The following is a 23,600-nucleotide window of genomic DNA, read 5'->3' as shown; positions in this document are numbered from 1 at the left end:
TAGCTATTTCTTTTTGCCACAATTCGTCAAAAAAACCTCCCCATTAATAGGGAGGTTTTGTATATTACATAAATGAAATATACAATTAAGCTTGCACTTTACTTTTCATAAATGTATGGATGCGTTCCAATGCTTTCTCTACTTGTTCAAGAGATGTCGCATATGATAAACGAACATTATTTGGAGCACCAAATCCTGTACCTGGTACAAGAGCCACTTTTTCCTCTTCTAATAGAGCTTTTGCCCAATCATCAACTGTTGCATATCCTGATAAAGCTACAGCTTCTTTTACGTTAGGGAATAAGTAAAATGCACCTTGCGGTTTAATACAAGTAAAGCCAGGGATTTGAATTAATTTATCATAAATGATGTTTAATCTCTCTTCAAAGGCTTGACGCATTGTTTCCACAGGTTCTTGTGAGCCTGCATATGCCGCAATTGCGCCGTATTGAGCGATTGAAGTAGGGTTTGACGTACTATGACTCGCTAAGTTCGTCATCGCTTTAATAAGCTGCTTATTTCCTGCAGCATATCCAATACGCCATCCTGTCATAGAATGAGATTTAGATACACCATTAATAATAAGTGTTTGTTCTTTTAATTCATTAGAAAGCTGGGCAATTGAAATATATTCTACGCCACCATAAATTAATTTTTCATAAATTTCATCAGAAACGATTAAAATATCATGTTCTAAACATACTTCTCCAAGCTGTTGTAATTCTTCTTTGCTATAAATCATTCCTGTTGGATTGCTCGGTGAATTAATAATAACTGCTTTCGTTTTCTCTGTAATTGCCTCACGCAGCTGCTTTGCTGTAATTTTGTACTCATTGTCTTCTAAACCTTCTACATAAACCGGCTTACCGCCAGCAAGCTTTACTTGCTCTGGATAGCTTACCCAGTAAGGAGTTGGGATGATAACTTCATCTCCCTCATCAAGTAATACTTGGAATAATGTATATAATGCATGCTTTGCGCCATTACATACAATAATTTCAGATGGATCATACGCAATACCTTGATCGCGAGTAAATTTCTTCACAATTTCTTGTTTTAACGATTGTAATCCACCTGTTGGTGTATACTTCGTATGCCCTTCTAACATCGCTTTATGTGCAGCATCCATAATATGCTCTGGTGTATTAAAGTCAGGTTCCCCTGCCCCTAATGCAATTACATCATGACCCTCTGCTTTTAATGCTTGTGCCTTTGCTGTAATTTCTAAAGTTGAAGACGGTGTTAAAGCAGCTACTCGCTTTGCTAATTTCATTTGTAGTTCCCCCTACATCTATTTTTCAATGCTATATCGTCTTAAAAATTTTCCATCTTTAAATTCAAGATAGTAATAACTATAACGATTGTCATCATCAATATATGTAACTTCCCATAGTGGTACATCATTTTCAAAGCCTAATTTCACTTTCATAATCTCTTTCGGCTTACTTTTTGATTCCTTACTTTCATTGCCGACTTGCTCTATTGTTCTTTGTATAGCCTCTTTTTCAGAAATACCTTCGCTCTTTTTCCTTACTACAGTATCCCCTTTTTTCTCAGGCACCCAAACGATAAGTTGTTCTCCCTTTTCATCTGTACCTTGCACGACTATATATGCAGATTTTCCGTTGTAATAATCAACAGATTTCACCTTTGTAAGCTTTGCTTTTTCTTTAGCAATTTCTACAAATTTCGACTCTTTTGGAATTTTCTTTCCCATCGCTTTATTATAAACATACGCCCCATATATTCCGCTAGCAACGATAACAATAATGATTGCAAAAATCCACTTTTTCATTGTATCGCTACGTTCTGTAAATCGTAAATACAGCTGTTTCTTTATCTTTTTCGTCTAATGCTAGTCCGAACATGAGGTCCTGCTCTTTTAACGTACGATTCAAACTATCAACAATTTTATACAAATCAGACGAATATTTAATACGCGTCGTTGATAGTACTTCGATTTTCTTCTCCATGAAAAAACTCCTCCGTTACACAAAAATTTCTAATTATAGAAGAACGCAATGCGGTTACAATAAGAGTACATTCTTTACAACCCCTGCTTCATCACCCATCTATTATAGCAGGACATGTACAGCAAAAAAAGGTTTCAAGTCGAAAACCAACACATTTTGTATACAAGAAGTAAGAAAAATAAAATTCCTCCTACCCACATTTTTTACGCCTGAAGTTTATAAGTACTTCAGGCGTATTTTTCTTCCATTTTTATTCATTTAATGGTTCTTCTAATTGTACTAATAATTCTTCTAATGGCCCTTCATAAAGAGGTACGTTAGGGATCGATTGTAGAAATCGTTTTCCATAGGAAGAACTCGTCAAACGACGATCTAACACTACTACCGTTCCTGTATCTGTATTCGTTCGAATTAAGCGGCCGAATCCTTGTTTGAAACGTAATATTGCTTGTGGCAACGCTAATTTAGCGAATACATCCTCACCTTGATTTTTTAGCCACTCACCTTTCGCTTCCATCATAGGTTGATGAGGAGGCGTAAATGGTAGACGGACAATAACAAGACAACTTAAGGCATCTCCTGGAATATCTATCCCTTCCCAGAAACTACTCGTCCCTAATAAAATTGATTTGTCGAACTCTTGAAACTTTCGAATTAAGCGGCTTCGACTTCTATTATTCACACTTTGTGTGAGTAATAAATAACCCTCTAATTCATCATTATTTTTTAAATTCGCATACGCTTCTTTTAACATTTCATACGAAGTGAATAAAACAAGCATTCTGCCTTTTGTGGCTTTCGCTATCTTTGCAATATGTTCCGATACAGATTCAATATATCGCTCATTACTTACTTGCTTAATAAAAGGTACATCCGTTGAAACCATTAATTTCATTTGTTCATCATAACGAAATGGCGACGGAACCTTTAAAGTATTTGGAGCGAAATCATGTAAACCAAGTTCCTCTTTTATATAATCAAACGTATCGTTAACTGTTAGTGTTGCGGATGTAAAAATAACACTCTTTTTTTCTGTTAAAAATTTATCAGCAAATCTTTCACCAATATGAACAGGCTGTGCATATAGAACTGTTGAATGAATCGTCCCTTTCGTTTCAGTCTCCATCCAAGTTACATACGAATTCTTTTCTAATACGAGTAACTGTAATGATTCTGCCATCTTTCTCAGCAACTCAATTAAATGCATAAATTCACCTGTTACAACATGCATCTCCCATTCTAACTTACTTTGCAATATATCCACTTGCTTCTCAAGAGCAGTTACTACCCTTCTTAATTCATATATAAAACGATTTGTTAATTCGACGATACTATCCCACAACTTACCTTTTTCTAGTTCTGCGTTATACCTATAGATGAGCGGCATATTATTTGTTCCTTGTTCTTGCTTTGTTTGTTTAAATATAAAAGTACGTAACATTTGGAAGAGTTCATCCGCATCAAACTTAAGTTCCTTCAAACTATAACTTATCATACGGAAAGTTGAACGAGATGCTTGCTCTGATTTTTTCATCATTTTATATACTTTGGAGAGTACATCTTCTGTTTCTAGCGTCCCAAGACGAGATATAACCAATTGAAAATACATACAAGAGAACTGTTCACCCAATGTTCTACTCGCAGCTTCTTCAATATGGTGAGCTTCATCAAAAATAATATGTTCGCATGAAGCAAACAGCGGTTCTTCACTTGAAAAATCTTGAAATAATAACGCATGATTTGTAATAACGATATCTGCAAATAAAGCTTTATTCTTCGCTCGCTGGTAAAAACAACGACTAAACCAATTACTTGGCATACCGCCTGGACTATACGCATCACTACAAATACGATTCCAAAGTAACTTTCCGCCCTCAGGAATATTTAATTCGTCTCGATCACCCGTTTCAGTTTGCAATAGCCAAACTAAAATCTTCGCTTTCGTAAGTGCCATATCATAATTTTTTTCTTCCTCTTGTAAAGCATACTCAAATTTGTGTAAGCAAAGATAATGCTTTCTTCCTTTTAGAAGAGCTGCATCAAATGAAAATGGCATTATTTTTTGTAATAACGGAATTTCTTTTTCTAATATTTGTTGTTGGAGTTGTACCGTTTGTGTACTTATAATGACAGGTTCTTCTTTTCTCTTTGCAAAATAAAGACTAGGAAGCAAATACGCAAGAGTCTTTCCTGTTCCTGTACCGGCTTCAATTAGTGAAAAACGAGAATCTCTTAACGCCGTATATATCTCTTTCATCATCAGTTGTTGACTTTCTCTTCTTTCAAACTTTGGCATATGTGATTCCAATTTATCCATCGTTTTATTCAAGAAAGCATCAAACTTTGATGAACACGTTTCTCCAAGGTTTAAGGAATAGTTCCGCTTTTTCAGCGCAATATTTCGATGTATTTCATACTCCGCTATATCTTCTTTACCATGCATTACTTTCTTTAAAATATTTTCAGAAAGCACATCAGCTATATCACTTTGAAACACGTCGCTTAATTCATAAAGCGATTGCAACGTGACAAGTGGTAACTTTTCAATTTCATTTAAAAATTGTAAAAATAATTCCGCTGTTGCAAGAGCATCACTATCCGCACGATGTGGTTGATCATGTTCTAGTTCGTGCTTCTTAGCTAAATCACGTAATTTATAACTATCAGCTGTCGGTAAAAGAATTTGAGCCAATTCAACCGTGTCGATTTTAGGACAATGTATTTCTGTATATCCAGCCTGCCTTAATTCTTCATTTAAAAAATTCCAATCAAAGTGAACATTATGCGCAACGAAAGCCGCACCTTGTAATAGCTCAACAATCATCGGGGCTACATCTTGAAATAACGGGGCTTGTTTTACAAGACTTTCATCAATCCCTGTTAATTCTGTAATAAATGGTGGGATCTCTCTCTTTGGGTTAACAAAAGACGAAAAAATCTCCAATATCTCTCCATCTTCTACTACAACAGCTGCAATTTGGGTAATTTTATCCTTCCCATCTTTCCAGGAGTTCCCTGTCGTCTCTAAATCAACAACGACATAACGCTTACTCATATATGTAACACCTCAATTTCTTACCGTTCAAACAACAATAATTTATATAATGTTACTATACCACGTTTTATCTCATCTTAATGAAAAGATGCACAAAAAAGCTATCTCCGCAATGGAGATAGCTTTTCTACTTATAATATCGTACCCGCTTTTTCAGCACCTAACATTTCAATAATTTGATTATTGTCGTCTAGTACTGCAATTTTTGGTTCTTGTTTATGAACCTCTTCTTCCGTAACTAGCCCATAACAAATAATAATTACTTTGTCCCCTGGTTGTACAAGCCTTGCCGCAGCACCGTTTAAACAAACAACACCACTACCGCGTTCCCCTTTAATAACGTATGTCTCTAAGCGAGCACCATTATTATTATTTACAATTTGGACTTTTTCATTTTCTACAATATTTACTGCATCCATTAAATCTTCATCAATTGTAATACTACCTACATAATTTAAATTTGCCTCCGTTACAGTTGCACGATGTAACTTTGCTCTCATCATTGTGCGAAACATAGATGCTCCCCCTTATTTAACCGTTAATGTTATATTGTCAATTAATCTTACATTTTCAAATTTAACTGCAATAGCTAAAATGATTCGTCCTTCGACTTTCTCTACCATTGTTAATGACGGATATGCATATAAATCCGCATAATCTACAGTGCCTTTCGTATGCGTCTCAATATACTCTTTCACAAGATTTGTAATGATTTCCGGATTACGTTCACCTGCCTCAATTCTTTCTTTCGCTATACATAGACTGCGGTATAAATGAAGAGCCTCTTCACGTTCATCTTGTGATAGGTACACGTTACGAGAACTTTTCGCTAATCCATCTTCTTCCCTTACAATATCAACTGGTACGATTGTAACTGGAATATTGAAATCAGTTACAAATCCTTCAATTACTGCAACTTGTTGAGCATCTTTCATACCGAAATAAGCACGCGTTGGCAGCGTAATATTAAATAGTTTCATTAGTACAGTTGCAACACCAGCAAAATGACCAGGTCTTTGTTTACCGCATAATACGTCCGTGCGTTTCACAACTTCTACTGTTGTTGTTTGTTCTGATGGATACATTTCTTCTACACTCGGATAAAATAAATAATCTACACCGTTTTCTTTTGCTACATTTTCATCTCTATCAATATCACGAGGATATCGATCTAAATCTTCATTTGGGCCAAATTGCAGCGGGTTTACAAATACACTTAAAACTACAATTTCATTTTCTTCTCTTGCCTTACGTAATAAGGTAGCATGCCCTTCATGTAAATAACCCATCGTTGGAACAAAACCAATACTTTTTCCACTTGCATGCAGTTCGTTTGTAATTTGCTGCATCTCTTGCACTGTAGTTACGATTTTCATTATTGTTTTCCCCCGTATAACGCTAAGCGGTCTTCTTCTTTCATTGTGAACGAATGTTTTTCTTCAGGAAATTGCCTTGTCTTTACTTCAGTAACGTATTGTGAAATCCCGCGCACAATCTCCTCTTGAACAGAAGTATATTGCTTCACAAATTTTGGAACACGATTTACGCCATATGAGATAAGATCATGATAAACAAGCACTTGCCCATCTACTTTTTGTCCTGCACCAATCCCGATTGTTGGTATTGTTAGTTGTTCTGAAATAAGTTCTGCTAACTGCATTGGTACACATTCTAACACAAGCGCTATTGCACCAGCTTCTTCACATTTCTTTGCATCTTCTATTAATTTTTTTGCACTCTCCGCATCTTTTCCTTGCACTTTATATCCACCCAACACTCCTACAGATTGAGGTGTTAAACCTAAATGCGCTACAACAGGAATTCCTGCGTTCGTCAAATATTGAATCGTTGATATAACTTCTCCAGCACCTTCTACCTTCAATGCGTGCGCCCCGCTCTCTTGAACGATGCGGCGTGCATTCATCATCGTTTCTTGTAATGATACGTGATACGACATAAATGGCATATCAGTTACAATAAACGTCTCTTTCGCTCCGCGGCGTACAGCTTTCGTATGATGAATCATATCCTCTACTGTTACAGGTACTGTTGAATCGTATCCGAGTACAACCATTCCAAGAGAATCTCCAACTAAAATCATATCAACTTCAGCTTCTTCTGCTAATTTAGCAGATGGATAATCATACGCCGTTAGCATTGTAATCGGCTCACCTTGCTCTTTCATCTTCAAAAAATCTGTTTTTGTTTTCAAAAACTACTCCTCCTTTATGCAGGAGAGAGGAGATGGCCGAAATCATATAAAAAACCCCTCTGGCCATAAAAGGGCAGAAGGGTTGTGTGTTAGTCGGCATTATTCATCCCTCTGTCCCAGTCCGTTATTGGATCAAGGCAGAATCCAAGTTATTATTTTTCATATTACTTCGAATCATGGTGCAGTTCACTCTGATACTGCCCACATTCGAACTAATTATAGCAAACTACAAAAAGGAATTACTACATTTTTTTGAAAAAATAATTTTTTATTCTTATTACGGTATATGAAATTTAACAAGAGAGTATATATGCTATAAAGTGAAAATTTAATCAGCCCGACAAATAGCGGGATAAAGTTTTTATAGATAATTCAATCTTGAAAAGATACATGTTTTTTCAACGCATGTTAAAAAAATCTAAGTTAATTTCTTCTATAATCAATTGAACTGTATAGTATAACTCTTAAACTAATGATGCAGGTTAATTGAGGAAAAGTACTTAACAAAGGAGAATTGCAGATGTCTATGAACAGGTGGTTATTTCGATTCAGCAGTTTGCTTGTAATGATTGTATGGTGGATGTCTTTAGGATCCTTTCATGTATTTGCCTCAGTTAATGTCGTAACACAACCCACCGATTTAACGAACGTGATTGAGGTTGAACTAAATGATGATTACTTTAATCCAAATGTCATCACGATTCCGCTTGAAGGATCTACAACATTACTATTGAAAAATAAAGGTAAAAACGAGCACACCTTTACAGTGAAAAAACTCGGCATTGACGTCGTAGTCGAGTCAGGAAAAGAAAAGAATATTACCGTGAAACCTAAAAATACTGGTACATATGAATTAATATGTCGATACCATCTTCTTAAAGGAATGGAAGGCAAAGTAATCGTCAAATAACATGCCAGGCCAACTAGACGGAAGATATTTTGAAGTGAACTTTAAATATGAAAAGAATTTATTATCATGTTACAAATTCAACTCAAAAATATTGAAATAAAAAGAAGTTCCAAAAGAGGAACTTCTTTTACTTAATTTCGATATCTGCAGAATGAATATGATGTACTTTCCCCTCATGATCCTCCAGAAGTAATACACCATCCTCTGTGATTCCTTTCGCTAACCCCGTAATCGTCTCTCTCATCGTTCGAGCAGTAATTTCTTTCCCGATGCTCACAGCGTAACTTTCCCAAAGAATTTTAATGACAGAGAAACCATTTTGTAAATACTCTTCATATAATTTTTCTAGTTGTAAATAGATTTGTTGCATAAGTTCTGCACGAACAATCGGCTTACCTGATTCAATCGCTAATGAAGTAGCAATGTGCTGAATTTCTTCATCAAAATGTTCTTGCTTTTGATTCGCATTAATACCGATGCCCATAATGACAGCATTAATTTTATCAGGATCCGCTTGCATTTCTGTTAATATACCTACAGCCTTTTTACCTTGAATTAAAATATCATTTGGCCATTTTATTCCCACGCCTACACCTGTACATTTTTCAATTGCCTGTGCAACACTAACAGCCGCTAACAAAGTAAGTTGCGGTGCATGATGAACTGGAATCGATGGGCGTAAAATAATACTCATCCAAATTCCTGTTCCTTTTGGTGAATGCCATTTTCTGCTTAAACGACCTCTTCCCGCTGTTTGTTCTTCTGCTACAACGATAGTTCCTTCTTCTGCACCTTCATAAGCAAGTTTTGCTGCAATGTGCTGCGTTGATTCAACAGTTTCTTCAAAATACACTGTTCTACCAATTCGCTTCGTTTGTAGCCCTAACTGAATTTCATTAGCAGTCACTTTGTCTGGCTTACTTGCAATTCGGTAACCTAATCGGCGCACAGCTTCAAGTTCATATCCCTCACTCCGGAGATCTTCCATATGTTTCCACACAGCAGTTCTTGAACAACCAAGTTTATCACTAATCGTTTGGCCGGATACAAACTCGCCATCCGCTTCAGAAAAAACTTGTAATAACTGCTTTCTTATAGTAGATTGCATCCTTGCAGCCACTCCCTTATACGCTCTTTCTCATTAACTACGTTTCCTTTTACAATTGCTTCCTCGATTTTCTGAAGCATGTCAGCAACCCACGGACCAGGCTTTTTGTTTGCCCAGTTTAATAAATCATTACCAGTCACATTCATTTCTTGACGACCCTGGATTGGCAATGCATGAAACATTGATTGTACTCGTTTAACAGATGTAGGATTATAGCTTTCAATCATCGCTTCATATACTCTCTCTGCCATTTCAGCGATATAAATTCCCGTTTTATAAAGAAGGACTGTATCCCAATCCTTCTCCTTTCTAGTACGGATTGCCAATAAAACTGCAACAATATCTTTTATTTTTTTATTCGAAAACTTCCATTGACGTAAAAAGACAGATGGATGTTCTTCTCCGATACAATATAAGAAAAATGCCCACGCCTCAATATCCGTTTCGAAAGAATCCCATTTATACTGCGTAGCTTTTAACAGTCTCTCTTCTGACATTTGTAAATATGGCAAATGAGAAAATAGCTTCGTCTCTACTAATTCTTTGAGACCTTTCACACAATATGTACCAGTTAACAATTTCTCAAACTCTACTGTAATGCGCTCAATTGCTATATGTTCTAGCAAATGTCCATACGTTTCAATCGCTTGCTTCGTTTTCGTTTCTAATGAAAAACCTAACGCGCTTACAAACCGAATACCACGCATCATTCGCAGGGCATCTTCTTGAAAACGATCCGCAGCATTTCCAACTGTCACAATTTCTCTCTGTTGAATGGCTTCCTGTCCAGCAAATAAATCAACCATTTCGCCTTCTTCTGTCATAGCAATTGCATTCATCGTGAAATCACGACGTTTTAAATCCTCTTCTAATGAACGAACAAATTGAACACTACTAGGTCTTCGAAAATCTTCATATTCGCTTTCTGTTCGAAAAGTAGTTACCTCATAAGGCTCACCATTTTCTAAAACAATTACAGTTCCATGCTCAAGACCAACAGGAACATTTCTTGGGAATATAGCCATCACTTCTTCTGGTAAAGCAGATGTCGCAATATCAATATCTCCAATCGGCCTATCGATAATAAGATCTCGTACGCTCCCACCAACAAAGTAAGCCTCATGTCCTTGTTGTTTTAATGTCTCAATAATAGAACTAGCTTTTTTAAATCTTTCCATTTTTGTCATCCCTTAGTACGTCATAGTAAATCGTTTCATATTGTGAAACAATTTTTTCTGAGCGAAATTGCTCATAAACACTTTCTCTTGCTCGTTCTCCCATATTACGGTGAAGTTCCTCGTCCTTTAATAGCTGAGTAGCTTGATTTGCCACTCCTGTTGTATCGCCAACTTCACATAAATATCCTGTTTCCCCGTGTTGAATAACCTCTGGAATACCTCCAACCCGTGTTCCGATACAAGGTACACCACACGCCATTGCTTCTAATAAAACAAGACCAAAACTTTCCTTCTCTGATAGAAGCAACATTAAATCACTCATCGCAAGTAGTTCTGCAACATTATCTTGCTTCCCTAGGAATAAAACACGATCTTCAATATGTAAATTCTTCACTATCTGTAAAATCGTACAGAATTCTGGTCCGTCTCCAACAAGAAGCAACTTCGCATCTACTTCTTTAACAATTTTAGCAAATGCCTCAACAACATCCTGCACACGTTTCACTTTACGGAAATTCGAAATATGAATAAGTACTTTTTCACTCTCACTTATACCGTATTCTTTCTTTAATTGAGACATATTACGTTTGAAATATACACGTTCGTCTATAAAGTTATATACCGTTTGAATTTCTTTACTTGGTTTTACAAGCTCATGCGTTTCGTTAATTAATGAATGCGAGACAGCAGTAACAACATCCGATTGCTCAATACCAAAACGAATTAAATTATTTAACGAAGGGTCGGAACCTAACACAGTAATATCTGTTCCATGCAAGGTTGTAACAATTTTAATACGCTCTCCGATCATTTGTTTTGCTAAATATGCACAAATTGCATGTGGTATTGCGTAATGCACATGTAAAATGTCTAAGTTTTCTCTTTGTGCAACCTCTGCCATTTTACTTGCTAACGCTAAATCGTATGGTGGATATTGAAATACAGAGTACTGGCTTACCGTCACTTCATGAAAATATATGTTTGGATATACTTTATTTAACCGGAATGGTAAACCCGATGTAATAAAGTGAATTTCATGCCCGCGTTCCGCCAATTGCTTTCCTAATTCTGTTCCAACAACTCCAGAACCACCTACAGAAGGATAACATGTAATACCTATTTTTAATTTCATTTACATCCCCCTAATAAATCAGCATGTAATAAAATCGGTTTCTTACTCATAAATCCCTCGGCATACAAGACTCCAACTTCTTTTCCAAACATCTTCTCACGAGCAATCACAGTTTCAACGTATCCTTCTGTTAACGGTGTCTTAACACCATCACTTCCTGTTGAAAATTGACTTTCATATGCTTCTAATGCTTCCACCTTTATAGAGAGGTACTCACTTATATCTATACAAAAATTCGGTTTATGAAAACCATTAATCATATAATTATAAAAAGACTCCACACGATGTGGTGAAAGTTCCGGCATATATTTACGGATTCCTGCTGAAAAAATAGCCTCTTCCACAAGCTTTGCACAATTTGCATGATCTGGATGACGATCTTCATAGTATGGCGCAAAAACTAGTTTTGGTTTATATGTACGGATCACCTTGACAATTTCACGTATATACTCTTCTTTCATATACAAACCACGGTCTGGCATCGCTAAATTCAGCCTCGTTTTTACTCCCATTATACGAGCTGCGACCTCTGCTTCTTCTTTTCTCAACTCTATCGTTCCATTGGAAGAAAGATCAGCTTCTGTTAAATCACAAATACCTACTTCATACCCTTGCTTTGTATATTTAGCGATGGTACCAGCCATGCCGATTTCAACATCATCGGCATGAGCACCAAACGCTAATATATGTAATCCACTCATAATTGTTCCCCTCATTTTCTTAACTTACGATAATCTAAATCTCCTCGCTCTAATGCGTGCATCAACATTTCAGCACTTGCCATATTCGTTGCAAGTGGAATCGCATATACATCACATAAACGAAGCAATGCATTCACATCCGGTTCATGCGGCTGTGCTGTTAATGGATCGCGGAAGAAAATCACCATATCTAAATCGTTTTTTGCAATCATTGCACCAATTTCTTGATCTCCACCAAGAGGGCCAGATTGATATCTTGTTACAACTAATCCAGTCGCTTCCATAATACGAAGCCCTGTCGTTCCTGTTGCAAATAATTCATGTTGCTCAAAAATTGGTTTATATGCGTATGCAAACGAAACCATATCATTTTTCTTTTTGTCATGTGCGATTAAGGCAATTTTCATCCGTTGTCTCCCCTTTAGTCGATAATATTTTCTAAACCGTACACAAGATGATCAAGGTTCATTACTGTCTCAATTGATAGTTTTACACCTGACATAAATGATGCACGATTGAATGAATCATGACGAACTGTTAACATTTGTCCATCTCCACCAAACATTACTTCTTGGTGTGCAATAAGCCCTGGCAAACGTACACTATGAATGTGAATACCGTCTACATTTGCACCACGTGCACCTGCTAGTTGCTCTACTTCATTTGGATGACCTTGCTGCTTTGATTCACGATTTTGACGAATTAATTCTACCGTTTTTACAGCTGTACCAGATGGTGCGTCTAATTTTTGATCATGATGTAATTCAATTACCTCAACATCTTGGAAATATTTCGCTGCCATTTGTGAGAATTTCATCATAAGAACTGCACCAATTGCAAAGTTTGGAGCAATAATTGTTCCTACTGCTTTTTCTTTTGCATTCTCTGTTAAACGTGCCAATTCTTCTTCTGTAAATCCAGTTGTACCAATAACAGAACGAAGTCCACGCTCAACTGCAAGTGTAACGTGTTGTTTCCCAACTTCTGGTGTTGTTAAATCTAACAACACATCTGCTTCTACTTCATCTAAACAAGTATGTAAATCAGCGTAAATCGGTGCATGTAATGCTGGCATGCCAGGTAAATCAGAAATCTTCTCACCACCATGCTTATAATCCACTGCTGCTACTAAATTAAAATGTTCCGTTCTTTCCATAAGAAGGACTGCTTCATGTCCCATACGTCCTCTTGGTCCGGCGATAATTACTTTAATTTCTTTCATTATTCTTTCTCTCCCTCATCAATACGTGTCCAGCGATCTTTATCACGTGTATTAAATTTATTCATTACAATGTTATGTGCTGTCTCTAAATCAATATTTAAACTATTTGCCATACAAATCATAACAAATAATACATCTCCAAGCTCTTCTTCAATACTTCTTTCTTTTTCAGTTGTTTTCTTCGGTTTCTCACCATAATAATGATTTACCTCTCTCGCAAGCTCTCCCATTTCTTCCGTTAAACGAGCCATCATTGCAAGCGGACTGAAATAACCTTCTTTAAACTGACCAATATATGCATCTACTTCTTTCTGCATATCTTTCATCGTTTTTGCTTCCATACTATTCACCTCTAATCCTTCCTCTTTCATGTTAGCCAATTCATCGCGATTTGACAAATATTATTCCCCGCCAAACACCTATTTGCGACCCTTTTTTGGATAGACTATAATAAAGTGAAACTTTCTTTTGCGCTTTTTGCAAAAGATTAGCCCATACTAATCGAGTTCTTACTATTTTCACTAGCAACTAGAAATTACTTATTATTATGTTTTACCGTTTCAGCGGAGCAATGTAATCATTACATAATTAGGGGGATTTCTATATGACATCAAAATTGAAGATGCGAAATATTATTTTTATTTTAATCGGTTCCGCTATATTTTCTTTCGGTATTGTCAATATCAATATTGAAAACCACCTTGCAGAGGGTGGGTTTACTGGTATTACACTATTATTGTATTTTTTATTTAAGTTTGATCCTTCCTACTCAAACTTAATTTTAAATATCCCTATATTTTTTATTGGTTGGAGGTTACTTGGCAGAACGACATTTTTATATACATTAATCGGCACCTTTAGCGTATCTTTATTTCTATGGATTTTCCAGCGTTACGAAGTGCTCAACTTACATTTAAACTTGCAAAATGATATGACACTCGCAGCTTTATTCGCCGGGGCATTTATCGGTATCGGCCTTGGAATAATATTTAAATATGGCGGGACTACTGGCGGTGTAGATATTATCGCACGACTAGCTCACAAATATGTTGGCTGGAGTATGGGAAAAACAATGTTTATGTTTGATGCTGTCGTTATCGTAGTCTCTATTCTTACCTATTTATCATACCGCGAGGGCATGTATACGCTAGTTGCTGTTTTTATCGGTGCTAAAGTCATTGATTTTATGCAAGAAGGGGCTTATGCTGCAAAAGGAGCGACTATTATCTCAGAGAAAAACGATGAAATTGCTGCCAAAATTTTATCTGAAATGGAGCGCGGAGCAACCTTTTTAAAAGCCGTTGGATCGTATACAAAAGTGGAACGTAACGTATTGTATTGCGTTGTTGCTAAAAATGAAATCGTGAAATTAAAAAATATTATTACGTCTGTAGATCCTCATGCTTTTGTCGCTGTAAGTGATGTACATGATGTAGTTGGTGAAGGATTTACGTTAGATGAAAATAAAAACCCTTTACATAATTAAATGTAACTAGAAAAGCACCTTAGCTTTTCTAGTTTTTTATTACAAGTCTTTTAAGCTTCTCCAAATCCTCATAAATAAGCTCCAATAAACTCCGATTATAAAAAATAGAAGCTGGATGAAAAGTTGGAAAAACATGATATTCATTCTCTGACCATATAAACTCTGCACTTTGCATATCCTTTAATTTTTGAATGGGCTGTTTTAATAATTGCCCATGTACATCTGTGATTTTTTTATTTTTTCCTGTTAAACGTTGAAGACCGATATTTCCAAGCGTGACGATAAGCTTCGGATTTATTTTCTCTAATTCATAATCTAATAAAGGCGCATGGGCAACTATTTCTCCTTGATTTGGCGTTCTATTATACTTTTTTTGTATGATTTCACCATTTCGTTCTTTTTTCTCTCGCCATTTATAAGGTCTACTCCGAACAGCGCTCGTAATATATACTTCTTCCCTTGTAACGTGAATACGCTCTAAAAAAACCATTAATTGTTTTCCCGCCCTCCCGCTAAACGGAATCCCATTATGAATTTCTGTTTCACCAGGCGCTTCTCCTAACAACATAAATTTGGGATTTTCAGGGCCTTGTCCACTTAAAAAACCTTCTAGTTGATAAGGAGCACTACGCTCTTTCACTTGTTTTACTAAATGGTCTGGATATTTCATTTCCCCCCACCGCCTTTCCACATTACTTCTATTATTTCTATTTGCAATACATTATATAATTCAAGCCACACAACAAAAAAAGACTATCAAAATTGATAGTCTTTAGTCGTCGCTACGCTGCATACCAGTATACATTAATACGAGACGTAATAATTCAAATACCGCTACAGCTGCAGCTGCTACATATGTTAATGCTGCCGCATTTAATACTTTACGAGCTTGGCCATATTCATCTGTTGATACAATACCTAACGCTTCAATTTGTTGCATCGCACGCTTTGACGCATCAAACTCAACTGGTAATGTAACGAGCTGGAACACAACACCTGCTGCCATTAGAATGATACCTAATAACAACAAACCAGACATTTGTGCAAATATACCGATTAGGACGAAAACCCAAGACATATTCGAACCAAAGTTTGCAACTGGCACTAACGAATGACGAACGCGCATAAATTTGTAATCTTTTGCATCTTGAATTGCGTGTCCTACTTCATGTGCTGCAACTGCCGTACCAGCAACTGAATGTCCATAATAGTTATCTGTTGATAATCGAACCGTCTTAGCGGTTGGATCATAATGGTCTGATAAATGACCTGGTGTTTCTTCTACAGCTACGTTGTATAATCCATTTTCATCTAAAATTTTTCGAGCCACTTCCGCTCCTGTCATACCTGATGTTGAATAAACTTGTGAATACTTGCTATAGGCACTACGTACTCTTGACTGTGCATACAACGGTATGATCATTATGATCGCGAAGTAAATTAAATAAAACATCATGAACCTCCATTGAAGTTTTAATTATAGTACTTCTCATTCTATTTTCTTCTGCCACTATTGTCAATAAATAAGCCTTACAATCCATATCTTTACTTATTACATTATCTATTTTTAGAATGTACATTACTTTTTCTTTTCTCTCTCTCTCCTTTATACTTTCTCCATCCAACATAAGTTAATGTGAATAAAATAAGTCCCCCAGTAATTGTCATAAACCAAATGAGAGAGGGTGCAATTTCATCCTTTTTTACTGTGTGAAATATCTTTTGCAAATCCCCTTTAATAATCCCTAATTGCATTTGGCCGCCTTTCGTTTTTAACATAACGTTACGAAATTCATCCAAATAAGATAAATGAGCATTTACACGCTGTACCTCGTTTTCTGGCAAAGCAATCATTAAGCTTGGATAAATAATATTGAATTCATTTAAAAATGTATTTAACGTTTGTTGAAACTGCCCAACATCTTCTTTTTCCATCGCTTTTTCCATTTGAGAAAAGGCATCCATTACTTTTCTTTCTCTTTCCATCCAAAGCGGTTGATATTTCGATACTTGCGCATCAACAGCAAGTTGTAATGCCAGCACATTATCCATTTTAACTTGCTTACCTAAACCTTCTTCAAAGAGCGATTGTTGCGCCTTGTCGTAAGCTAAAGAAATAACTCTAACTTGATCTGGTGTTACTTCCTGCTTCTTTTCATTCCCCTTGATTAAAAATTGCTCTGAGAAAAGTTGTAATACTTGTACTGCTTTTTCATCTTCATTACGCTTCACTAACTGTAACGAGTCATCTAACAACCCTGTTAGCTCATTCCACTCTTCAGCATATATACGTAATGGAAACATTATAATTAGAAATGCTATCAATCCAATTAATGTTCTCTTCATCCCGGTCCCCCCTATAACTACTAGTACAAAATATGTTAATTGGGACAAGAATAGAACAGAACTGAACCGAAAAATATATTATCGTTTTACAAAGAAAAAATTCTCTTTAAGCAGAGAATTTTTTCTTTGACATCCTTTTCTTTTTTACGAAATATCTATATAAACTATAACAAAGTATACTACCACCTAAAATGAATAATAAAATAGCACACGCAGCATGCATAAAGAACTCCTCTGGTAGCATTAATATAACTGGATCCGTTTCAATATCAAACATCCAATAATCATTACTGAATAAAAGCTTATGGAATAATACAAAGCTCTTTTCAAAATTAATAGCGATTGGTAACATAAGCGCTATCGGAAAAATGATTGTTAAAATCGATCCGTGCAGTAAAAACTTTTCATTTTTCTTTTTTAATAAATAAATTCCGCCTATCACTGCAATCATAATTGTCGCATACATCACATATTGAATCTTTACTAAAATATTTTTAACATCTACAAAATGAATACGGCCATTTGTAGACATATCTAATGTTGGCAAATGTAATGCTCCGTCATAAAACGGGGATAAATATGTAATAAGCACATCGTAATTTCTTTTAATTTCATCCTTCGTCATATCCGCTAAATCAGGAATATTTAAAAAATCAATTTCAAAATAATACAGCCATTTTCCATACACAACTGCCGTTGTTGCAAGTGCAAAAATAGAAAATGCTATGCTATATGAAACAATTAAAGTAATCAATCGATCCAATATTTTTGTACCACTCTTATTTTTCTCCATGTTCTCCCCCTAAATGTTCTAACCATCATAAAGAAAATTGTTTCCTGTGCTCACGTAAGCAACAATAATATGTAATACATAGTACAGCAACGCTTAACCAAAACGTAAAATAACCAATTTCCTCTACAAACAAATGCATAATTCCATATCGCGGCATTTGCCAAAATAAATAATCAATTGCATCGTTATGCAACGTCCACACACCCGCTACTATAAAATGCCATTTTTTTATACGGTAAAATGGAGCATATAAAACACCTTGCACCGCCATCGCAAAGTGCGAAAGCATTAACATGTAGCCCATAAGGCCAATAGGACCTTTTACGTAAATCATAATCGCATTTACAACAACAGCCCAAATACCATATTTTATTAAAGTAACAATCGCTAGCGCTTCTATTAATCCCCAGTTTCTCTTTGTCAAAAAAGCAATTAAAACAAAGACAAAAAAGAGACTCGCCATAGGACTATCTGGTACAAACGGCCAAAATATAGGTGACGTTTCTTTCAATTGATTTCCGTACCATATAAACCCGTAAATTGTACCTAATATGTTAACAACCAATAAAAATAATAATACCGAGCGTTGTCTTAACATTGCATACAAGTACACCAATCTGTATGTCCAACACCTTTCAAGCAAAGTAATTCATTCACTAAATCCTACTCTATTATAACAAACTTCATCCAACTAAATACAAAAGCTGACTACAAATTTTGTAGTCAGCTTTTTATTATTTTTTATTATACTTTGCAACGAATTCCGAAAGCTTCTTCAGTTCCTCATCTGTACCTTTAAATACACCTTTAGGCATGGAACCTTTTCCATCTTTCGCAATTTTAGCAATTTCTTCTGGCTTTAAAGTTAAGTTTTGCAGTGCTGGTGCTGCCGCCCCGCCCTGTAAGTTGTCACCATGACATGTTAAACAAGTATTTTTTTGCATTAATTTATAGCCATCATCATTTTTATCAACTGGCGCTGTTTTTACAATTGCTCCTTGTTTCTTTGCAGCTTCCCAGTCGTGGTGTGCTACAGATTCCCAAGTTAAAAAGATAATCGATGCAATTGCTAAAAGCATAAATCCAGTTGCTACAGGACGCTTCAATGGACGTCTTTCTGGACCTCGATCAAGAAATGGAGCTAACAGTAATGCACCAAACGCAATCCCTGGCATAATAAACGCTCCAATTACAGTAAATGAACCGGAAGCATAAGAATACTTTAATAACTGATACAAGAATAAGAAATACCAATCTGGAAGTGGTATATATCCAGCATCTGTTGGATCCGCCATTCTCTCAAGTGGCGACGGATGCGCCACTGTTAAACATAAATAACCGATTAAAAAAACTGCACCAACCATCCATTCTTTTAACAAGAAGTTCGGCCAAAATGCTTCTGTTTTCCCTGGGTATTCAGAATAGTCTTTTGGAATATTTGGTTTCCAAGCTACTGGTACCCGAGAATCTCCTACAAACTTCATCCCTTTGCCGCGATGCATAATCTCCCTCCTTTAGTTCTTTCCCCTTTAATTTAGCAATCTCTTATAGTGGACCGGAAATACCTTGTTTGCGAATCATGATGAAGTGGAAGGCCATTAAACCTAGAAGTGCTGCTGGTAAGAAGAAGACGTGAATAGCAAAGAAGCGAGTTAATGTTTGAGCGCCAACAATTTCGGAATGACCAGCGAGTAATGTTTTAATATAAGGACCAATGAGCGGTGTTTGCTCTGCAATTTGAATCCCTACTTTTGTAGCAAATAAAGCTTTCATATCCCACGGTAATAAATATCCGGTAAAACCAAGACCTAACATAACAAAGAAAATAAGAACACCAACAATCCAATTTAACTCACGGGGCTTTTTATACGCACCTTGGAAGAAAACTCTGAGTGTATGTAAAAACATCATTACAATTACGAGACTAGCACCCCAGTGGTGCATACCACGAACAATTTGCCCATAAGCAACTTCATTTTGTAAATAGTAAACGGATTCCCAAGCATTTTTAATATCAGGCACATAATACATCGTCAAAAACATTCCAGATAAAATTTGAATTACAGTAACGAAAAAGGTAAGTCCTCCAAAGCAATAGACGAATGCAGAAAAGTGATGTGCCGGGTTTACATGTTCAGGTACTTCATGATCAGCGATATCACGCCATATTGGTGTAATATCTAATCTTTCATCTACCCAATCATAAATTTTATTTAACATCTACTTTGCACCCCCTCTTGGCTTTGCTTTTCCTAGATACAGCGTTCCATCTTTCACTTTAGACTCGTACACATCAAGCGGAGCAAGGGGTGGCGTACCCTTAATGTTCATCCCATCTTTTGTATAACGCCCCCCGTGACATGGGCAAAAGAATTGATTCGGATGTGCTTTGTCCGAATTCCAGTTAACTGTACATCCTAAATGTTTACATACTGGAGAGAACGCAACAATGTCTCCGCTTTCATCTTTATGAACCCAAGCCGATTTTGGTTCTTCAGACTTGTACCAACCATCAACCTGCTTCACTTTAAAATCGAAACGCTTCGGCTCTGTTGTAATATCCTTTACTTGCGCAACAGCAACCATATCTGTTCCGGCTTCTTTTCTTAACACCGGATCAAGCGCAAATCGCGTCATCGGCATTAAAATACCGGCAGCCATAAAGCCTCCTACCCCTGTGAGTGTGTAATTTAAAAATTGTCTTCTTGACACGCGATGTTCTTTCTCGCTCACGAAAATTTCCCCCCTCTATCAGAAATTGTCCCCTCGTGATAAATTATATAAAAAATAAAAACTAGGACACTATCATGATATAATACGCTCATGCACAGGTCAATATCATACTACTCATAATAATAAGAACTTTCTGTTTATTGCGAGTTTCCCCACTTCTCTTCCAACATCACCATTATATTTTTTATATGTGCATGAATAACTTCTCTCTTTGCTTGATCACTAAATTGTTCTAATGCTAATGAAGGAAACCAAAATAAATCTCCCTGTAACTCTTGTATATCCTCTTTCCATGAAAAATCACTTGTAACATAAGCAATATGCTTAAAACCTTCTCTTCGTAAATGATTTGTCCATTCTTGCAAACGACCTTTTTCATTCTTTTGACTTTCTACTAAATACGTAAAAGCAGGCAGTAAAAGCACTCTTCCTTTATACTCTCTTTCCAATTCCATACTCAACAATTCGATAAATTCACCTTGTTCTACAACCATTTTTATTTCTTTCGCTGCCGAAATTGATAAAAGCGGTATTACTCCTGTATCAACATACTCTCTTGCTTGCTCAAACTGTTCCACATCTTTTACAATCCATTTCAAATTTCTTCCCCCCTTCATTTACAAATGACAGAACTTTCACTTTATATATATTAAACCATACTAAAAGAGGTAAAAAAAGAAAAACTACCCAATATAGGTAGTTTTTCTTGATAAAAGTCTGAAATTTGTAAAAATATTAATCCAAATACATTCTATAAAGTTTTTAACTCTGCCGTTAATCTATGAAACGCTTCCTTATCTTGCTTATCTAACGCTTCATCAATTTGTTTCAAAAGGCGTTCTCTTCTAAACGAAAATACACTTTCTTCCAAAAACCTTTCTGCAAGTAAACGATCTTTTTCATTTACTTCAATATGCTTTGGTAGATATGGGTTTTCTTCTAATACAGCTACATAATTCGCATTTTGAAACGATGATTTAAAGTTGAGTTGAATATAAATATCCTCATCTCGATTTAAACGAATATCATGAAACGATTTTTCAGCATCTGTTGTCATAACATTTTGTTTAAAAAAGTGAAACGGTGTGTCTTTCACACAATTCGCTGACATCACTAAGCCACGCGGACAATATTTTGCATGCTCTACGAAGTGGACTTTATGCATCAATTGGTCGTGACTCATTAAATAATTCAGAATCCATACACATTCACGCTGTTTCAGTTGGTAATTATTCAAAAACCATTTTACAAAATCCTTCTTCTCGTTTACAGAAACAGGGGTATTCATAGCAATTAAGTCCCTCCTCTGTCTTTCTCTTTTCTTTTTAGATTCAAGAAGCGGCATTCAGTTTCCTTCCAACTTATGAAAAATCCTCTAAATTATATAACAACTCTTCAATATGAATTTGTGTCGGGTCTAGTTGTAATAACTGGGTAAATACTTCTTTCGCCTCTTTTCGCTTTCCTTCTTCCAATAAGAAATAACCGTATTCTTCTAAGAAGTCTGGATGATTCTTAAAAGAAGTATATGCACTTTCATAGTGTTTTAATGCATCCGAATACATTTCTAATTGTTTTTTTGCATACGCAAGGTCCCAAAGTAGTTGTGTATCTGGTTCTCCACTATCAATAGCACGCTCTACAATTGCAATTAAATCTTCGTACTTTTCTTGTTCTTTTAAGATATACGCATATTTTAATGTTGCGCCTAAATGCCCTGGATCTAACTCAAGTGCTTTTTGAAGAACTTCCTCTGCTTCTACTATTTTTCCTAATTTCGCCGCAATGTTCGCTAACTCTACATAAAACGGAACTGAAAGCTCATCTACTTTAATTCCTTCATGAAGCGTTTCATAGCTTTCTTGAAGCATTCCTTCTTTTTCATAGCTTTTCGCTAAATACATGTACAGTGATGCGTACTCAGGGTCTAATTCTTTTAGTTCTTGCCAAGCACCGATTGCTCTCTGATATTCTTCACCTTGGTATAATGTGAAGGCATATCCAAATAATGAGTGAATATCTTTTTGTTCCTCTAGGCCTGCTTCATAATAAGAAATCGCCTCTTCCCAGTTTCCAATCGCACTTAACGTTTCTGCAAGACGAAGTGCGATTACAACACCACCCATTACTTTATGTTCCGCTAATAGCGATTCATAATAAGTAATTGCCTTTTGTTCTTCACCTTTACTACTATATAATTCTGCTAACCCAAACGTAATAACAGGTTCATCAGGCATCATTTCTTTCGCCTTTAATAGTTTTTGCTCTGCTACATCATCAAAACCTTGCATTTGGAATAAATCTGCAACAAGTAATAAAGATTGAACATATAAATCGTCATTTTCTGGAATATCATGAAGTACTTCAATCGCTTCATCTTCTTTATCTAGATCAATATATAATTCTGCTAAAAATACAGTGAATTCACTTTCTTCCGGATACAGTAAACGTAAGTCTTCAGTAATCGCTAATGCCTCATCTGTAAATCCAAGTGTATGATAGTAACGAGCGATATCATACTTCTCTTCATCATTTGCAATTTTTAATTGTTCTTTTAATAATTGTAATCCTTTTTCCGCTTCACCATTTTCAATATATGAAACAACTTGTTCAAACTTTTGCATAAACGTCTCCTTTAATTCTAAAAAATATTCTCTTCTGTTCATTTACCCCGCTATTAACGGGCAGTAAGACCCCCACCTCAAAATTCAGCTAAGGCAAAGAAGTTAGTTTGGGGATCAACTGCCCGTA

27 protein-coding genes are annotated in these 23,600 nt (G+C 36.0%); 2 read left to right on the top strand and 25 right to left on the bottom strand.

Going from position 1 to position 23,600, the window contains the following annotated elements; all coding sequences use genetic code 11:
- Positions 1-85: 85 nt before the first annotated feature.
- From aspB to panB, 7 genes are all read right to left on the bottom strand, one after another.
- Entirely contained in the window at positions 86-1,273 is a 1,188-nt protein-coding gene (gene aspB / locus NZ044_RS07975) for an aspartate transaminase AspB (protein ID WP_000761559.1), read from the bottom strand.
- An 18-nt stretch (positions 1,274-1,291) separates the two neighbouring features.
- Positions 1,292-1,795 (bottom strand): cell wall elongation regulator TseB-like domain-containing protein, encoded by a 504-nt coding sequence (locus NZ044_RS07970; RefSeq protein WP_000758739.1) that lies wholly within the window; start codon positions 1,793-1,795, stop codon positions 1,292-1,294.
- A gap of 7 nt (positions 1,796-1,802) precedes the next feature.
- Positions 1,803-1,973: a YpmA family protein gene (locus NZ044_RS07965; protein ID WP_000412179.1), complete on the bottom strand. Its 171-nt coding sequence runs from the start codon at positions 1,971-1,973 to the stop codon at positions 1,803-1,805.
- A gap of 250 nt (positions 1,974-2,223) precedes the next feature.
- Positions 2,224-5,028 (bottom strand): ATP-dependent DNA helicase DinG, encoded by a 2,805-nt coding sequence (dinG, locus tag NZ044_RS07960; protein WP_098506664.1) that lies wholly within the window; start codon positions 5,026-5,028, stop codon positions 2,224-2,226.
- Positions 5,029-5,159: 131 nt separating this feature from the next.
- Positions 5,160-5,543 carry an aspartate 1-decarboxylase gene (gene panD / locus NZ044_RS07955; RefSeq protein WP_000490186.1) on the bottom strand — a complete coding sequence of 128 codons (384 nt, stop codon included), beginning with the start codon at positions 5,541-5,543 and terminating at the stop codon, positions 5,160-5,162.
- Between the two features lie 12 nt (positions 5,544-5,555).
- Positions 5,556-6,404 (bottom strand): pantoate--beta-alanine ligase, encoded by an 849-nt coding sequence (gene panC, locus NZ044_RS07950; RefSeq protein ID WP_000707008.1) that lies wholly within the window; start codon positions 6,402-6,404, stop codon positions 5,556-5,558.
- The gene (gene panB / locus NZ044_RS07945; protein WP_000851105.1) at positions 6,404-7,240 is read right to left on the bottom strand and encodes a 3-methyl-2-oxobutanoate hydroxymethyltransferase; all 837 of its coding nucleotides are present in this window, start codon (positions 7,238-7,240) and stop codon (positions 6,404-6,406) included. Before panB ends, panC begins: the two co-directional genes overlap by 1 nt.
- Before the next feature lie 520 nt (positions 7,241-7,760).
- On the opposite strand from panB, the gene NZ044_RS07940 reads away from it, so the two are divergent.
- Positions 7,761-8,150 carry a cupredoxin domain-containing protein gene (locus NZ044_RS07940; protein WP_000062380.1) on the top strand — a complete coding sequence of 130 codons (390 nt, stop codon included), beginning with the start codon at positions 7,761-7,763 and terminating at the stop codon, positions 8,148-8,150.
- A 127-nt stretch (positions 8,151-8,277) separates the two neighbouring features.
- Here the strand turns inward: NZ044_RS07940 and NZ044_RS07935 are convergent, their stop codons facing one another.
- From NZ044_RS07935 to NZ044_RS07905, 7 genes are read right to left on the bottom strand one after another with little or no spacing between them, the layout of a single operon-like run.
- The gene (locus NZ044_RS07935) at positions 8,278-9,258 is read right to left on the bottom strand and encodes a biotin--[acetyl-CoA-carboxylase] ligase (RefSeq protein ID WP_001192058.1); all 981 of its coding nucleotides are present in this window, start codon (positions 9,256-9,258) and stop codon (positions 8,278-8,280) included.
- Positions 9,243-10,436 carry a CCA tRNA nucleotidyltransferase gene (locus NZ044_RS07930; protein WP_000439312.1) on the bottom strand — a complete coding sequence of 398 codons (1,194 nt, stop codon included), beginning with the start codon at positions 10,434-10,436 and terminating at the stop codon, positions 9,243-9,245. Before NZ044_RS07930 ends, NZ044_RS07935 begins: the two co-directional genes overlap by 16 nt.
- Positions 10,423-11,568, bottom strand: a complete 1,146-nt coding sequence (gene bshA / locus NZ044_RS07925; protein ID WP_000768317.1) for an N-acetyl-alpha-D-glucosaminyl L-malate synthase BshA — start codon at positions 11,566-11,568, stop codon at positions 10,423-10,425. The genes NZ044_RS07930 and bshA overlap by 14 nt, the downstream gene beginning before the upstream one ends.
- A complete protein-coding gene (bshB1, locus tag NZ044_RS07920; RefSeq protein ID WP_098506665.1) occupies positions 11,565-12,269 on the bottom strand; it encodes a bacillithiol biosynthesis deacetylase BshB1 in 705 nt (234 codons plus the stop codon). The genes bshA and bshB1 overlap by 4 nt, the downstream gene beginning before the upstream one ends.
- Before the next feature lie 11 nt (positions 12,270-12,280).
- Positions 12,281-12,676 carry a methylglyoxal synthase gene (mgsA, locus tag NZ044_RS07915; protein ID WP_000684765.1) on the bottom strand — a complete coding sequence of 132 codons (396 nt, stop codon included), beginning with the start codon at positions 12,674-12,676 and terminating at the stop codon, positions 12,281-12,283.
- A 14-nt stretch (positions 12,677-12,690) separates the two neighbouring features.
- The gene (gene dapB / locus NZ044_RS07910) at positions 12,691-13,491 is read right to left on the bottom strand and encodes a dihydrodipicolinate reductase (protein ID WP_000658810.1); all 801 of its coding nucleotides are present in this window, start codon (positions 13,489-13,491) and stop codon (positions 12,691-12,693) included.
- Positions 13,491-13,832 carry a nucleotide pyrophosphohydrolase gene (locus tag NZ044_RS07905; RefSeq protein ID WP_002108639.1) on the bottom strand — a complete coding sequence of 114 codons (342 nt, stop codon included), beginning with the start codon at positions 13,830-13,832 and terminating at the stop codon, positions 13,491-13,493. The genes dapB and NZ044_RS07905 overlap by 1 nt, the downstream gene beginning before the upstream one ends.
- Positions 13,833-14,095: 263 nt before the next feature.
- Between NZ044_RS07905 and NZ044_RS07900 the strand changes: the two genes are divergently transcribed.
- Positions 14,096-14,977: a YitT family protein gene (locus tag NZ044_RS07900; RefSeq protein ID WP_000202121.1), complete on the top strand. Its 882-nt coding sequence runs from the start codon at positions 14,096-14,098 to the stop codon at positions 14,975-14,977.
- Between the two features lie 28 nt (positions 14,978-15,005).
- On the opposite strand, the gene NZ044_RS07895 is transcribed toward NZ044_RS07900, so the two are convergent.
- From NZ044_RS07895 to NZ044_RS07845, 11 genes are all read right to left on the bottom strand, one after another.
- Positions 15,006-15,647, bottom strand: coding sequence for a uracil-DNA glycosylase (locus tag NZ044_RS07895; RefSeq protein WP_000876860.1), 642 nt, complete (start codon positions 15,645-15,647; stop codon positions 15,006-15,008).
- 102 nt (positions 15,648-15,749) lie between these two features.
- Complete coding sequence (locus NZ044_RS07890) at positions 15,750-16,433, bottom strand: zinc metallopeptidase (RefSeq protein ID WP_003258828.1); 684 nt, start codon at positions 16,431-16,433, stop codon at positions 15,750-15,752.
- A 101-nt stretch (positions 16,434-16,534) separates the two neighbouring features.
- On the bottom strand, positions 16,535-17,323 hold the full coding sequence (ypjB, locus tag NZ044_RS07885; protein WP_044783870.1) for a sporulation protein YpjB: 789 nt from the start codon (positions 17,321-17,323) through the stop codon (positions 16,535-16,537).
- Positions 17,324-17,429: 106 nt separating this feature from the next.
- Complete coding sequence (lit, locus tag NZ044_RS07880; protein ID WP_000414366.1) at positions 17,430-18,116, bottom strand: lipoprotein intramolecular transacylase Lit; 687 nt, start codon at positions 18,114-18,116, stop codon at positions 17,430-17,432.
- A gap of 25 nt (positions 18,117-18,141) precedes the next feature.
- Positions 18,142-18,732 (bottom strand): DUF1405 domain-containing protein, encoded by a 591-nt coding sequence (locus NZ044_RS07875; RefSeq protein ID WP_000262838.1) that lies wholly within the window; start codon positions 18,730-18,732, stop codon positions 18,142-18,144.
- 118 nt (positions 18,733-18,850) lie between these two features.
- A complete protein-coding gene (gene qcrC, locus NZ044_RS07870; RefSeq protein ID WP_340949647.1) occupies positions 18,851-19,618 on the bottom strand; it encodes a menaquinol-cytochrome c reductase cytochrome b/c subunit in 768 nt (255 codons plus the stop codon).
- Positions 19,619-19,661: 43 nt separating this feature from the next.
- Positions 19,662-20,336 (bottom strand): menaquinol-cytochrome c reductase cytochrome b subunit, encoded by a 675-nt coding sequence (qcrB, locus tag NZ044_RS07865; protein ID WP_000932700.1) that lies wholly within the window; start codon positions 20,334-20,336, stop codon positions 19,662-19,664.
- The gene (gene qcrA / locus NZ044_RS07860; RefSeq protein ID WP_001290420.1) at positions 20,337-20,849 is read right to left on the bottom strand and encodes a menaquinol-cytochrome c reductase iron-sulfur subunit; all 513 of its coding nucleotides are present in this window, start codon (positions 20,847-20,849) and stop codon (positions 20,337-20,339) included.
- A gap of 137 nt (positions 20,850-20,986) precedes the next feature.
- A complete protein-coding gene (locus NZ044_RS07855; protein ID WP_003258820.1) occupies positions 20,987-21,466 on the bottom strand; it encodes a YpiF family protein in 480 nt (159 codons plus the stop codon).
- Positions 21,467-21,600: 134 nt separating this feature from the next.
- The gene (locus NZ044_RS07850; RefSeq protein WP_001095925.1) at positions 21,601-22,137 is read right to left on the bottom strand and encodes a ReoY family proteolytic degradation factor; all 537 of its coding nucleotides are present in this window, start codon (positions 22,135-22,137) and stop codon (positions 21,601-21,603) included.
- Positions 22,138-22,210: 73 nt separating this feature from the next.
- On the bottom strand, positions 22,211-23,473 hold the full coding sequence (locus NZ044_RS07845) for a tetratricopeptide repeat protein (RefSeq protein WP_001168695.1): 1,263 nt from the start codon (positions 23,471-23,473) through the stop codon (positions 22,211-22,213).
- Between the last annotated feature and the right edge of the window lie 127 nt (positions 23,474-23,600).

The organism is Bacillus sp. FSL K6-1338 (assembly GCF_038006965.1).
Taxonomy (GTDB): domain Bacteria; phylum Bacillota; class Bacilli; order Bacillales; family Bacillaceae_G; genus Bacillus_A; species Bacillus_A thuringiensis_S.
The sequence above is the reverse complement of the archived record's forward strand: the minus strand, read 5'-3'. Positions and strand labels throughout refer to the sequence as shown.

Excerpts from the sequence above, each read along its gene's own strand:
- NZ044_RS07965 (WP_000412179.1), bottom strand. The coding sequence starts at position 1,973 with ATGGAGAAGAAAATCGAAGTACTATCAACGACGCGTATTAAATATTCG.
- NZ044_RS07970 (WP_000758739.1), bottom strand. The coding sequence starts at position 1,795 with ATGAAAAAGTGGATTTTTGCAATCATTATTGTTATCGTTGCTAGCGGA.
- bshB1 (WP_098506665.1), bottom strand. The coding sequence starts at position 12,269 with ATGAGTGGATTACATATATTAGCGTTTGGTGCTCATGCCGATGATGTT.
- NZ044_RS07935 (WP_001192058.1), bottom strand. The coding sequence starts at position 9,258 with ATGCAATCTACTATAAGAAAGCAGTTATTACAAGTTTTTTCTGAAGCG.
- dinG (WP_098506664.1), bottom strand. The coding sequence starts at position 5,028 with ATGAGTAAGCGTTATGTCGTTGTTGATTTAGAGACGACAGGGAACTCC.
- panC (WP_000707008.1), bottom strand. The coding sequence starts at position 6,404 with ATGAAAATCGTAACTACAGTGCAAGAGATGCAGCAAATTACAAACGAA.
- bshA (WP_000768317.1), bottom strand. The coding sequence starts at position 11,568 with ATGAAATTAAAAATAGGTATTACATGTTATCCTTCTGTAGGTGGTTCT.
- mgsA (WP_000684765.1), bottom strand. The coding sequence starts at position 12,676 with ATGAAAATTGCCTTAATCGCACATGACAAAAAGAAAAATGATATGGTT.
- NZ044_RS07900 (WP_000202121.1), top strand. The coding sequence starts at position 14,096 with ATGACATCAAAATTGAAGATGCGAAATATTATTTTTATTTTAATCGGT.
- NZ044_RS07930 (WP_000439312.1), bottom strand. The coding sequence starts at position 10,436 with ATGGAAAGATTTAAAAAAGCTAGTTCTATTATTGAGACATTAAAACAA.
- ypjB (WP_044783870.1), bottom strand. The coding sequence starts at position 17,323 with ATGAAGAGAACATTAATTGGATTGATAGCATTTCTAATTATAATGTTT.
- dapB (WP_000658810.1), bottom strand. The coding sequence starts at position 13,491 with ATGAAAGAAATTAAAGTAATTATCGCCGGACCAAGAGGACGTATGGGA.
- lit (WP_000414366.1), bottom strand. The coding sequence starts at position 18,116 with ATGGAGAAAAATAAGAGTGGTACAAAAATATTGGATCGATTGATTACT.
- aspB (WP_000761559.1), bottom strand. The coding sequence starts at position 1,273 with ATGAAATTAGCAAAGCGAGTAGCTGCTTTAACACCGTCTTCAACTTTA.
- NZ044_RS07850 (WP_001095925.1), bottom strand. The coding sequence starts at position 22,137 with ATGAATACCCCTGTTTCTGTAAACGAGAAGAAGGATTTTGTAAAATGG.
- NZ044_RS07895 (WP_000876860.1), bottom strand. The coding sequence starts at position 15,647 with ATGAAATATCCAGACCATTTAGTAAAACAAGTGAAAGAGCGTAGTGCT.
- NZ044_RS07940 (WP_000062380.1), top strand. The coding sequence starts at position 7,761 with ATGTCTATGAACAGGTGGTTATTTCGATTCAGCAGTTTGCTTGTAATG.
- NZ044_RS07855 (WP_003258820.1), bottom strand. The coding sequence starts at position 21,466 with ATGAAGGGGGGAAGAAATTTGAAATGGATTGTAAAAGATGTGGAACAG.
- NZ044_RS07845 (WP_001168695.1), bottom strand. The coding sequence starts at position 23,473 with ATGCAAAAGTTTGAACAAGTTGTTTCATATATTGAAAATGGTGAAGCG.
- panD (WP_000490186.1), bottom strand. The coding sequence starts at position 5,543 with ATGTTTCGCACAATGATGAGAGCAAAGTTACATCGTGCAACTGTAACG.
- NZ044_RS07905 (WP_002108639.1), bottom strand. The coding sequence starts at position 13,832 with ATGGAAGCAAAAACGATGAAAGATATGCAGAAAGAAGTAGATGCATAT.
- qcrB (WP_000932700.1), bottom strand. The coding sequence starts at position 20,336 with ATGTTAAATAAAATTTATGATTGGGTAGATGAAAGATTAGATATTACA.
- NZ044_RS07890 (WP_003258828.1), bottom strand. The coding sequence starts at position 16,433 with ATGATGTTTTATTTAATTTACTTCGCGATCATAATGATCATACCGTTG.
- qcrC (WP_340949647.1), bottom strand. The coding sequence starts at position 19,618 with ATGCATCGCGGCAAAGGGATGAAGTTTGTAGGAGATTCTCGGGTACCA.